A 12,346-nucleotide genomic window follows, 5' to 3' on the forward strand; every position below is an offset into this window, starting at 1 on the left:
CCGACAGAGAGTGCGTAAACCGTGCAGAATGGAGGATCTATGAGCTTACAAAGAAAAGAGAATAACCTCCGCAGAGCTAAAGAACGTTTTGATCGGGTAAACAAGAGGACAAAGGAGTTTCAGATAGACTTTCGGCGTGAACAGAACAGCCGTGGTCGATTCCGTACCCGTCCTCATATCGTCCGTGATTATAAGCAGTTTCACGGAAATAACCGTGGACTGCTTCATAAGACTGTCAACCTGAAATACCGTGTTCACGGTGATGTCCCGTCAGTAACAAAAACGCTTAAATCATGGCAGCCTAAGTCGTTAAAAGGCAAGGTTTTCAGAGCTAATGCCCGTGCGGTAAACTTTACTGTCCATGATGCAGGCAGAACGGCGGTAGATACTGCACTCGCTGCGGAAACTGTCGGACTGAAAGGTGCAGATGTTGCCCTGCGTGAAGTGCGGAATACTCTGAAACAGAAGTACACCCGTGAAGCGGTGGACGATTATCATCGTGGCGTATTCCTCATGGGGCGGACTACTGCCGATGCAGTTAAGGGCGTAAGAAAACACCTGAAAACAAAGAAACAGTACAAGCTCGAAAAAGCTAAGTTACAGTTTCAAAAGGCTGATAACAAGCTGTTTAAGGCAAAAACATACCGCCCGAAGCTCTGTGCAAATGCCGCCGATCTGCGTAGTGCAAAAACTCAGTACAGGTCAAGGAAAGTAAGCGACAGGAGCAATCCGTTCCGCAGGGCTATGAACAAACGCCGTTTGCAGGCGTACAAGCAGACAAAGCGTGAGCTGAAATTTGAGCGTAAACAACTCATAACCGAAAATAAGCTCCGTGTAAAGGAATATAAAAATCAGAAGAAGATAGTAAAGAAAGCCAGTCCAGGACTGCTTGCTCTGAAGCCTGCCGCATATACCGCAGGACGAATGAAAGCATCTGCTTGGCAGAAGGCGGTCAATGAAGATCAGGACAATGATTTTGTTCATGCTATCGACTCTGCAAAACGCCGTATTGCCGAACCTGTCAGGGATAAAGTCAGCAAGCCTCAGCGTTTGCAGAAACATGAGAAAAAGCGTGACAGCCTGAACGATAAGAAGTCAAAGTCCAATAACCGCCTGAGCAAACAGGAAAGCAGGCTGAAAGATAAGCACGACAGCTACAAGAAGCGTAAGAAGAAACTGAAGCCGAAAAAGAGCAAAAAAGCCAAAGATACGATCTCGGCGGCTCTGAAAGCTGCTTGGAAGTTCGTTAAGAATGTCTATGAAAAAGAAGTAAAGAAGTTCTTTGCAACTATGGCGATACCTGTTATCGTGATACTTCTTGTGTTCGGTATCATTACCATGATATTCTCGGCTACTTCTTCTCACAGCGGTTTTACGCTTGGCACATACGCAGCACAGGACTATGACCTGAGTGAAGCTGAGAAATACTATACGGAACTTGCCTATAACCTCAATCAGAAGATACGCAAGGTCGGTGATTCTTCGGAATGGAAGAACGGTCTTGTGGGCTTCGGAGCTAATTCGGGCGATCTTACCGATACGCCTGATGAATGGGTTTGGGGACGTTCCTCGGTATATGACTTTGATCCTGTGTATGACTATGACTGCTACAAGCTGTGGTCTTTCCTGTGTGCATACTACTATGATTTCGATGCCGATAACGATGATATTTACTACTGGGAGTTTGACGGTGATACGGAAGATCTCCTTGAGGAAATATTCAACGCTGAATATGAGTTCGTTTACTGGTATGATAATCAGTCACGCTGGGAGGAACTTTCCCCATACAACTACTGGGGCGGCGGTAATGCTTCAACAGGTTCGTATTACACAGCCGAAAAAGATGCCTACATCTATGACGGACAGCCGTACAGATACCGCTTCAAACCGCAGGCTATTACATCTGAGCTTTCTCAGTATGAGGACGGTGACGGCTACATCTGCATAACCGACGGTTACCGTGTCCTTGATCCTAATAACAGCTATAAGGAAACGGGATTCTTTGTTATGGATCACCGTTGGTATTCAGGTTCCAGCGAGCCTTTCTATTACATCGACAACGACACACATACATTCTTTTTCATGCACGGTTCAGATCGTCATGACCGAAGTTTTTGGGGTTGGGACGGCAATGATGCCTGGTTCTTGGTATCTCCGACAGATACGCATATCTGGAATGATACTCTGAACGATATATGCCTGTATGGGTACTATCAGAAATATCAATGGAAAACCGAGTGCAAGCTCTATTATAACGTCAAGCAGAACAAGACCTTTGATGAGGTAGTTGCTGAAAAGCTTGGCGGTATGTCTCACAGCGATGAACGCTTACAGTATTATGCTCTCCTTGCAGGAAATGAATCAGGAACTGGAACACTCTTCGGCAATCATCAGACTTTGCATAATCTTCTTCCGGGTGCTACTATCCGTACCTATGACCTCAAACGTGAGTTTGGTTATGAAATGACGGGTTGGAACACCAGCAGTGACGGTCTGTATCAGGGTATCAAGGTTTTCTGTACTAACGGTGATAAGCTCAAAGCTCCGTTCAAGTGCAAAATAACCGATGTAAACACTACGGACCAGAAAATAACGATACGCAAGGACGATGTGGAGTATTGGTATGACGGTACGGGCGGTACTAAGCGTGATACAGAGGTCACAATTGCAAATGCAACGCTCCTGAGTGGTTTCTCTGAGGGCGATACGATAAATGACGGACAGGAGTTCGCCAAAACAACAGCAGGAAATGTGAATTTCCACATTTATATAGATACGGACGGCTACGGTTGGGACTATATTGATCCCCGATTAGTGCTGTATTAATGGAGGTACTGAATGGCTCTATATGATGCAAAAATCGAGAGATTCAGTAAAAGAGCTGAACAGCTTGAAAAGAACATCAAGCGTGAAACTGAGGAACGCAAGCGACTTCTCTCCGAAATCACCAAGCTGCGTTACCTCCAGCTCTGCGATAAGCTGAACTGCGACGGAGAGGAGTTAGTTACCGTACTCGCTAAGGAACACGATCAGATACAGAAAATGAAAGACCGTGGTATGACCGATAAAGACATTGACAATCTCGGCAGAAGCGATAATAACGGTGAATATGTAGATCAAATAAAATTTTATTCTGAGGAGGACGATGATGAAAACGAAAATGCTTAGTGCTATGCTTGCAGCATTTATGCTCGCAACAGCAAGTGTCAGCAGTATTACCGCTTCGGCAGCGGAAAAGGTTTCTGCCGGAGAGGAACCAGCAGAAACAACTGAGGTCAGCGATGACAGCTCGGCAGAGACTACGGAAACAACAGTATCCGAACCTGCGGACGAAAGCTCTGTAACAACGGAAAGCGCAAATGATATGGAGAAATTCCGTGAAGTCATGAGCGAGCTTGCGGAAACAGGTACAACTGATGTCCAGCCGAATTACTACGGCGATGATTACTACGATACCAACGGCAACGCTACCCTTATCAAGTCAGAGCAGATCATCTACAACACTGAGGAGATGCAGTTTATCGCTGTGACCACTAAGGACGGTCATGTGTTCTATGTGCTTATCAACTATACAGCAAAGAACGGCGAAGATAATGTGTACTTCTTAAACAAAGTTGACGATTACGACCTCTATGCCCTTCTTTATGCAGGCGATGACAAGGACAGCAAGATCACTCCCGAAAGCGCACATCAGGCTGCTGAGAACGCCAACGGCAGAGTGACAGGAAGTATTACTGACGGTGAAACAGCCGATTCCGCTGATAACAGCGAAGAAAACGCTGATAATGCAAATCAGCCGAAGCCTGCACCTGTGAGCAAAAACAGTATGATGCTCGTCTTTGGTGCTATCGCTCTTATCGGTGTAGGTGCCGCAGGCTTCTTCCTTACCAAAAAGAAGAACAGCAGTAAGTCGGCATCGGTATCTGAACCCGACTACGATGAAGATAACGAGTTCGTTGAGGAAGATGATTTCCCCGACTACGCCTTCAACGATGAGAAAGACGATGAATAAGAAAGAGAGGACAACAGAATGGGAAAGATGAAGAAGATCGGTGTATGTATGGCAGCCGTCGCAGGTGTCGCAGGACTTGCAGGCATTTCTGCTAAGGCTGTCGAGGGTGTGAGAAAGAAGTGGTTTATCCGTGGCTTTGAAGCCGGAAACTTCATCGGTGGACTTACTGCCTGCGAGAGCTTCGCACACGAAAAGACTGTAATTCAGGAGAAGTATGACAAGCTCTGTGAGGAGTATGACGAGCTTCAGCAGAATTACGATGAGCTTTGTGAGGACTACTACGAAGCATAATCAACTTTGACCCCACTGGAGTCAAAGTTAAAGACAACAGAATAGAGACAACACAGATAAAAGAGAAAAACAACATGAGACAATGAGAAAGAGAGAATTTGTCTTAAATGAAGGTACTTAGTTTATTTGACGGTATCTCCTGCGGTATGCTTGCTCTTTTACGGGCAGGCATTCCCGTAGAGTGCTATGATGCCTTTGAGATCGACAAGTACGCTGTCACGGTCTCAAAGCGTAATTTCCCCGTAATCGTTCATCACGGGAATGTATATGACGGCGATTTCACGCAGTTCATGGGATATGATCTGCTTCTCGGCGGTTCGCCCTGTACTTACTGGTCAATCGCCAAAAAGGACAGAGAAACTGACAGCAATGGTGAAGGCTTCAGGCTTTTTAAGGAGTATGTGAGAGCTTTGGAGGAATCGGGCTGTAAGTATTTTCTCTATGAAAACAACTACTCCGTTCATCAGCGTATCAAGGACGAAATAAGCAAGGCTCTCGGTGTAGAACCGATAATGATCAACTCGTCGCTTGTATCGGCTCAGAACCGTAAACGCTGTTACTGGACGAACATTCCCTTTACTTCTTTTCCCGATGATAAAGGTATTCTGCTTAAAGATGTGCTTGAAAGCGGTGTTGCGTGGCAGGACAAGTCCTACTGTATGACTGCATCCTATGACGGAGCAGTTCTGTATAACACCCTTGAACGCAAACAGCGGACAATGGTTGCTGAACCTATTCCAATCAATACATACCAGGGTACGGACAAGTCCCGAACTGTTATGGCAGGCTATCACAAATACGGCGAAGCAACAATCATCAAAAATCCGGGCTTCAACGGTGGTACGACTGCGGTCGCAACTCCCGTCCGTGTCGGTCATTATGGTAATGGCGGACAGGGACAGCGAATATATTCCGTCATCGGAAAATCGGTAACATTATCGGCTAACGGCGGCGGTCAGGGTGCAAAAACTGGTCTGTATAAGATAGATCTGCCCGACGGTGACTATGTTATCCGAAAGCTCACGCCCATTGAAGCTGAGCGTTTGCAGACTCTTCCCGATAACTATACCGCAGGCATTTCCAATACACAGCGATACAAGTGTATCGGTAACGGTTGGACAGTTGATGTGATTGCTCACATCCTGAGAGGGCTTAACAGAGAGGAGCTGCAAGATGTTTGATCCTGAATTTCAGAAGAAAGCTCTGAGTTTGGTCATGGGTTTCATCATGGAGTTTTCGGGAGTGTCATCCGAACCTGAGCCTATCGAGCTGACAGCGGATAACCTGAATGTATCGACTATCTCCGTTTCCTGCCTGAAAGTCACTTGGGATTCCCAGCCTGACCGTGATTATTATGTTACCTGTACCGCTCATGATGATTACGCTTATGCGGATAATATGTATTTCGAGTTCAAATCCAATGAACTATGCTACATAACAGGGCTGCGTGAGAATACAGAATATACTGTGACGGTAGAACCTGTTCTTTCAGATGATGAAAAGGACGTATATACCGTAAAAACTTCAAGTGCTGACGGCAAAACGGAAACGGTAGAAGTGATCTACGAATTTCCGTATGAGGACGGCTGGACTAACTGCTTTGCAGGTGAAAGAGCTTCGGGCTTGACGGCAATGCCCAGCTCAGGGGCTATATACGGTTCGACAGTTGATACCATTACAAACACAGGAATACGCCGTGATGAGTACGGCGATTATTGCTGTGCTATGGGCGTATGGTACGGCTACTGTCATGACAGATTTTTGATTGAACTTGAAAACGGCACACAGTTTACTACAAAAATCTGCGACAGCAAGGGCTTTGCTGATGATGGCGAGGGCAAGTATCACAACTTCGGCGGCAGCGGTAAGTGTATCGTGGAGTTTATCTACGATGATTACAATTTACCGTCCTGCGTAGCTTTCTCAGGCTCATGGGGTTACTACAACTGGAACGGTCTTGACCTCGGAGCTAACATCAAATCTATCAAGAAAATCAACTACGGCGATCCCGTAGAATACTAAAATCATGGAGGAAAATGATTATGAAAATCAAGAAGATCATCAAGGGTATTATCGGTATCGGTGCTGTGGGCGGTATTGCCTACGCAGCATATAAGCTCGGTGAGAGCAACGGCGAGGTCAATGAGCGTTTCCGTCAGAAGTATGATGACGATGAAGACGAATACGACTTTGACGATGATGAAGAAGGATATAACTTATATGACAACATGGTCGAACCTGATGACGGCTGTATTGCACCAGCACCTTGTGAAGATTACTGGCTGAATGAATACGATAAGTTCCTGACTGAAGGCTATGATGAGAACTGTGATAATGGTGATCATTTCTATACCAGACTTCGCAACCTCGATTCGGAGGGAATTCCGATAAAAACTCTTTTCATGTCGGTTTTCTTCATAATCAAGTATAGCCGCATTTCAAATAAGAAGCTAAGAGATGAGCTTGAGATTTCATTTGAGGAAGCCGAACATATCCTTAATGTTCTTGAAACAGCTTGCTACGTTTCTTCAAGAGATGAACGATACAGCAGAAAGGTCTTCATCAGGAACATGACACTTGAGGATCTGCTTTAAAATCATCTATGCGATTTTTTCTTATCATATTTTTTTACAACGTATAATCTGATATTCTCTATTTTCCGAGAGAGTTTCCATGTTCGTGGCTCATCAAAATGAAGCTTTTCTGCAATCTCCTGAAATTTAGCTTCACGTTCATCATTATTTGGAATATAGCCAAAATCAATATAACACTGATGACACCAGTAATTGCGTATTTCACGTATTTCATCAAGTAATCTGTAATCTTCTTCTGTGAGTGTCAGGTAATCAGCTTCATTCCCTATTTTCTTCAATTCAGCAATAATCCTGCCAAGGTTCAATTTCTCTATGCTTTCATAATTATCGCAAAAATCACCCGGCTGAACCTTAGAATAGATTATTTTCAGATTATACTCAATAGTTTGAACCTGTTGTATCAATTCACTATGGATTATCTTAAATAGATCTCTGCTCATACCGATATATTTACCTTTTTCATCGGTTTGAATTGAAAGATCATGTTCTTTTTTATAATCCTCAACAGCTAATTTAGCCTGCCTGTCAAGGAAAGCAGCCATTTCTTCATTGCTCATATTTTTGATTGAGCGATAAAAATCTCTATCTAATCGTTTGAGATTACTCATTTTTTATCTCCTTATGTTAAGTCGCTGCACCATTCTTTGAACAGAACACCAGCTTGCGAAAGTTTGGTTGTGATTGTGTAATTTTCATCGTCAAACACTTCTTCTGTTAATTTGATTTTAGGCGTTGACGAATACTGATTATACGATTGATTATATGAGAGTTCCTGTTTACGATTGCGGTATTCCCAATCATTCAGTTTCTTACTAACTTCTTGGAAATTACGAACAAACTGAACCTGATAGCTATAATATGATGGTTTCTGTCTGTTGTAATCATATGGAATTGAGTAATTTGATTCTCCGAATGTCAAGAGGTTCATCCAATTAAAAATATCTTTCTTATCAAGTGTTCTTATATCAAAGACTGTATCAGGACTATTCCTGATCATTTCAAAACAAAAGGATGCAGGAACATATCTTAGAAACTTGCTCAGATGCTGACCAAAATCATAAACCTTGTATACTCCTTTTTCTTCTGTATATTTATAAGGAATTTTTCTTAATGCACCCATTATGTCAGAGTGCCATTCAAGTGACTTGTTCCTTAATCTATCCCAGTTATTTGAATTATAGATTCTAATAAGCATCATGAATTCTTTCTGTTCAGGCGTAAGTCTTAACTGGCTGATTATTTCATTCTGTTCATCGGTATACATGAAGAATGGGAAATTAGAAAAATCCTCCCCATCATCATTAAATACTGTTTCAAGTTCATCGGCATCTATCCCAAGATGATTTGCAAGATCAGATAGTTTAGATTTTTTGGGCTTGTACTTTCCTGATTCCCAGCTCTGTACTGAGTTCAGAGAAACGCCAATCAATTCTGATAATTTGTCCTGAGTGAGATTGGCTGCTATTCTTTTTTCTTTTAAATACTCACTGAATTTTTTCATTGCATTTACATGATCACTATGAATATAGTGATACTCTCCTTTTCGTTATTTGAAATTTTGGTCACTTTACTATCAGCGACACTGTAATACTAACACAGAAAACAAAGAATGAAAACTAAGATTAAGAATAATTTTTTCTTGTTAAGTATGCGAAAAACAAAAATGATGAATTCACTTATTCACTTTTACCAAGTGAATTGTGTGTGGGTGATATTGTGCATTGCTTAGAATTCTATTAAAATCGTTGTTTCAAACACCAAGTACGATTTAAAAGCCAACTTGGTCTTTAATAGAAGTATATCATAACAGTTAGCATTTATCAATAGTTTCTTGAAAGGATTTTATAAATGTCAATTTTAATCATCGGAGAAAAGCCGAATGTCGGAAAAGCAATCAGTACCGTAGTCGGTGCTGATAAGGTCCAGAAAGGATATATCGAGGGTAACGGCTACATTGTATCGTGGTGTGTCGGTCATTTGGTGGGGCTGAAGTTCCCGAATGATTACGGTAACGGCTGGGACCAGAAGTGGAGCTTTTCGCAACTCCCTATGATTCCCGACAAGTGGCAGTTTACCGTGACTGATAAGACCAAAGGACAGTTCAATCTCCTGAAAAGCCTTATGAACAGAGCTGATGTATCAGAGATCATCTGTGCTACCGATGCTGACCGTGAGGGTGAATGTATTTTTCGCTATGTCTATAATATGGCTCGGTGCAATAAACCCGTCAAGCGTTTATGGGTTTCTTCTCTTGAAGAGTCTGCTATCCGCACGGCTCTTAACAATATGAAGCCTATGTCCGCTTATGACTGCCTGTACAATGCAGGCTTCGCCAGGGCGAGAGCTGACTGGCTTGTAGGAATGAACGGTTCAAGACTGTTTTCCGTTCGATACGGCAGTAAGCTCAATATCGGCAGAGTTCAGACTCCTACCCTCGCAATGATCGTTCAGCGTGATGCCGAGGTAGACGGCTTTGTGAAACAGAAATATTATACCGCTGACCTGAACTGCGGTGACTTCATTCTTTCTTCTGCGAGAATAGATGATGAAGCTGTCGCTGATACGCTTGTTTCTGCTTGTAACAGCAAATCGGTCGTTATTTCATCGGTCAAGTGTGAAGTCAAGACCGAAAAAGCACCGAAACTCTATGACCTGACTACGCTCCAAAGAGAAGCAAACAAGGCATTCGGCTATACTGCCCAGCAGACACTTGACTATACGCAGTCGCTCTATGAGGGCAAGCTCGTTACATATCCCCGTACCGACAGCCAGTACCTCAGCAATGATATGGCACAGACGGCTTTCGATGTGATCAGGCTCTGCGATAGTCGTTTCGGGTTTGGTATCTCCCATACTCCTGATATAAGCAAGATCATCAATAATGCTAAAGTATCAGGACATCACGCCATTATCCCCACAAGCAAAATTGCTTCAACAGATGCCGCCTCCATACCGGCAGGGGAGAGAAATATTCTCACTCTTATCGCCACGAAACTTATCTGTGCAACAGCTCCAGCACACAAGTATGAGGCTATAAGGCTGACAGCTCTATGCAATGGTACTGAGTTTACAGCTTCGGGGCGCACGATTCTTGATATGGGGTGGAAACGCTATATCAAACAGACCGATAAGGATAAGCCTGACGAAAAGGCTCTGCCTGCGGTATCTGAGGGACAGGCTTTTATAGTATCTGCAAGCAAGAGTGAACACTTCACAAGTCCGCCGAAATCCTACACGGAAGATACGCTGTTATCGGCTATGGAACGTGCAGGAAACGATGAATATGATGAAGAAGCCGAAAAGAAAGGCTTAGGCACTCCTGCAACAAGAGCTGCCACTATTGAAGCTCTTGTCAAAAACGGATATGTGGAGCGTGACGGCAAAAAGCTCCGTTCTACGGATAAAGGCAGAGAGCTTATAACTGTTGTTCCCGATGAGGTGAAGTCGGCAAGACTTACGGCTGAATGGGAGTCGAGATTACAGCAGATAGAACACGGCTGTCTGCCTGAATCGGTGTTCATGTCAGGTATTCAACAGTTTGTGGTTCAGATGTGTGAAATGTACAGCCTTGTCGATAAGTCCGTTTCTCTTTCTGACGGTACTCACGATCCTGGCGGCAAATGTCCGAAATGCGGTTCTGACGTTATCAAGGGAAAGTTCGGATATTACTGCAAAGGCAAATGTGGTATGAATATAGCAAAGGTGTACGGAGTTCAGCTCTCAGATACTCAGATTAAGGGGCTTTTGGAGGGCAAATCAACGTCCTATACCACTAAGGGCAGAAAGACTATCGTTCGCCCTGAGTTTGCAGAGAATCCCTATAACGGAAAGATGTATTACCAATGGAAAACGGAGAGTGATAAGAAATGAGTGATCCTAATTTTATAAGGATAGATGTTTCCGGTGGTTGGCTTGATCAGCTTATCAAGGAGATAGATAAAAACAGAGATTTTTCTATTTCCTGTGCAAATCAGGCAGACTTATCAGAGGAAGATCGCTATAACTACAAATGTATGGCAGAGCGTGATGCGCGTGTAAAAGCAAAAGTTTCTAAATACACCGACAGCCAGGGCTACGCAAGACTATACAGAAGTGAATATCAGGATATTTTTCATATCCTGCTTGAAAACTCAGTTGCAAGAAAATAATGACAATGAGGTGATTAACAATGACTAATAAACAGCTTGCGGAAGTCGCAAGAATCCTCGGAGTATCTGAGGACAGTATTTCCGCTATGGACGATGAGATCAAGAACAGTATGACAGAAGTTTTTGAAACTACCGCCGTCAAGAACGATGAGGACAAAAAGGCTGTCTTTGAAGCCCTTGATACCCTGTGGCAGAAAGGTTCGGTATATATCGGGCTTGATGAAGTCGCAAAGTCAACAGGCATCACTATTACTACGCTCCGCAGTCTTGACTATGAAACTCAGCAGTCTATCGTCTATGAGTATATGATGGACAGCTCACAGACTGCACGTTTCTATGATCTTGTGAATAAGTCTCTCGGAGTTTCCGAGCTTTCCTATGTTGCAAAGCTGATCGGTGTTCCTGTGCGTGAGCTGAGGATGCTCCCTCGCCGTGTTCAGGAAAATATCTGCGGTGCATACGCAATGGAGTATGAAAAGGACAGCACCAATGCAGAGCTTATCGACAATATCAGGGAGATGATCTCCACATGACAGATTTCCCATATATCAGCGGTGTCGATGTCGGCACTATAAGCAACAAGGAGTTTGCAAGATTTGAGACAACGAAAGCAAGCGACATTGTTATTGCCCTCGATAAAAGCGGTATTCCTTTTTCAGCTCGATTCGGTGACAGCGAGATAGTGCTTACCTATGACGGCAGATACAAAGAAGAAGTCGAAGAAATCATCGCAAAGGTTTCATCAGGAGACTATGAAGCTCTCCTGCGTGAAATCAGAGAGAAAAAGGACGATAACGGCTATCTGATACTTCTTTCTGAGGTGGCAGATGTGCTGAATACTCCTGTCGGTACGCTGAAAGCAAGACCTGTGGATTTGCAGGAAATGCTTTGCAAGACGTATGTTGACTTTTGGCTGTGCGACACCTATACGATACAGCGAGAGCTTGACCGTATTCTCACGGTAAACGTAAGAACCTTATCAGATATGCAGGAACATGAACGCAGGGACTATCAGGCAAACAATACTCCCGAAAAGCGTGAAAAGGTGGAACTTGACGATGCCGCTCATCAGATGAGCGTTATCAGAAATGCTGAGGATCATCGTATGAAGGCAGAACAAATGGCAAATGAAACCGCCAGAACCGCATACATCACAAGAGAAATGAGAAGAAAAAACGCTGAGGAGCTTCGCCGTAAACAGGCAGAAAGCAAGCGTATTCCCCAGCGTGATGAAAGAGAAAGGACTAAAAGACCATGAAGAAGTTTATTATCATTACCTCCGCTGCCGTAGCAGCAATCAC

13 protein-coding genes are annotated in these 12,346 nt (G+C 43.6%); 11 read left to right on the forward strand and 2 right to left on the reverse strand.

Going from position 1 to position 12,346, the window contains the following annotated elements; all coding sequences use genetic code 11:
• Nucleotides 1–39 precede the first annotated feature (39 nt).
• The 7 genes from RF007C_RS06445 (at nucleotide 40) to RF007C_RS06475 (ending at nucleotide 6,897) form a co-directional block, all read left to right on the forward strand.
• On the forward strand, nucleotides 40–2,826 hold the full coding sequence (locus RF007C_RS06445; protein ID WP_037298403.1) for a hypothetical protein: 2,787 nt from the start codon (nucleotides 40–42) through the stop codon (nucleotides 2,824–2,826).
• Between the two features lie 12 nt (nucleotides 2,827–2,838).
• Nucleotides 2,839–3,168, forward strand: coding sequence for a hypothetical protein (locus RF007C_RS06450; protein WP_037298406.1), 330 nt, complete (start codon nucleotides 2,839–2,841; stop codon nucleotides 3,166–3,168).
• Entirely contained in the window at nucleotides 3,149–4,012 is an 864-nt protein-coding gene (locus RF007C_RS06455) for a CD1107 family mobile element protein (RefSeq protein WP_037298409.1), read from the forward strand. Before RF007C_RS06450 ends, RF007C_RS06455 begins: the two co-directional genes overlap by 20 nt.
• Before the next feature lie 18 nt (nucleotides 4,013–4,030).
• A complete protein-coding gene (locus RF007C_RS06460) occupies nucleotides 4,031–4,303 on the forward strand; it encodes a hypothetical protein (protein ID WP_037298412.1) in 273 nt (90 codons plus the stop codon).
• Between the two features lie 107 nt (nucleotides 4,304–4,410).
• The gene (locus tag RF007C_RS06465) at nucleotides 4,411–5,484 is read left to right on the forward strand and encodes a DNA cytosine methyltransferase (RefSeq protein ID WP_037298417.1); all 1,074 of its coding nucleotides are present in this window, start codon (nucleotides 4,411–4,413) and stop codon (nucleotides 5,482–5,484) included.
• Nucleotides 5,477–6,325 carry a fibronectin type III domain-containing protein gene (locus RF007C_RS18020; RefSeq protein ID WP_152537155.1) on the forward strand — a complete coding sequence of 283 codons (849 nt, stop codon included), beginning with the start codon at nucleotides 5,477–5,479 and terminating at the stop codon, nucleotides 6,323–6,325. Before RF007C_RS06465 ends, RF007C_RS18020 begins: the two co-directional genes overlap by 8 nt.
• 20 nt (nucleotides 6,326–6,345) lie before the next feature.
• Nucleotides 6,346–6,897, forward strand: coding sequence for a hypothetical protein (locus tag RF007C_RS06475; protein WP_051456566.1), 552 nt, complete (start codon nucleotides 6,346–6,348; stop codon nucleotides 6,895–6,897).
• A gap of 2 nt (nucleotides 6,898–6,899) precedes the next feature.
• Here the strand turns inward: RF007C_RS06475 and RF007C_RS06480 are convergent, their stop codons facing one another.
• A complete protein-coding gene (locus RF007C_RS06480) occupies nucleotides 6,900–7,505 on the reverse strand; it encodes a hypothetical protein (RefSeq protein WP_037298420.1) in 606 nt (201 codons plus the stop codon).
• An 11-nt stretch (nucleotides 7,506–7,516) separates the two neighbouring features.
• Nucleotides 7,517–8,398, reverse strand: a complete 882-nt coding sequence (locus tag RF007C_RS16415) for a helix-turn-helix domain-containing protein (protein ID WP_051456567.1) — start codon at nucleotides 8,396–8,398, stop codon at nucleotides 7,517–7,519.
• A gap of 347 nt (nucleotides 8,399–8,745) precedes the next feature.
• Here RF007C_RS16415 and RF007C_RS06490 point away from each other — a divergent pair, with 347 nt between their 5' ends.
• The 4 genes from RF007C_RS06490 to RF007C_RS06505 are packed head-to-tail and all read left to right on the forward strand — an operon-like array spanning nucleotide 8,746 to nucleotide 12,303.
• Nucleotides 8,746–10,767, forward strand: coding sequence for a DNA topoisomerase 3 (locus RF007C_RS06490; RefSeq protein ID WP_037298423.1), 2,022 nt, complete (start codon nucleotides 8,746–8,748; stop codon nucleotides 10,765–10,767).
• A complete protein-coding gene (locus RF007C_RS06495) occupies nucleotides 10,764–11,045 on the forward strand; it encodes a hypothetical protein (protein WP_037298426.1) in 282 nt (93 codons plus the stop codon). The genes RF007C_RS06490 and RF007C_RS06495 overlap by 4 nt, the downstream gene beginning before the upstream one ends.
• Before the next feature lie 20 nt (nucleotides 11,046–11,065).
• Entirely contained in the window at nucleotides 11,066–11,578 is a 513-nt protein-coding gene (locus RF007C_RS06500; RefSeq protein ID WP_037298429.1) for a hypothetical protein, read from the forward strand.
• Complete coding sequence (locus RF007C_RS06505) at nucleotides 11,575–12,303, forward strand: hypothetical protein (protein WP_037298432.1); 729 nt, start codon at nucleotides 11,575–11,577, stop codon at nucleotides 12,301–12,303. Before RF007C_RS06500 ends, RF007C_RS06505 begins: the two co-directional genes overlap by 4 nt.
• Nucleotides 12,304–12,346: the final 43 nt, after the last annotated feature.

Source organism: Ruminococcus flavefaciens 007c (assembly GCF_000571935.1).
Lineage (GTDB): Bacteria > Bacillota > Clostridia > Oscillospirales > Ruminococcaceae > Ruminococcus > Ruminococcus flavefaciens_F.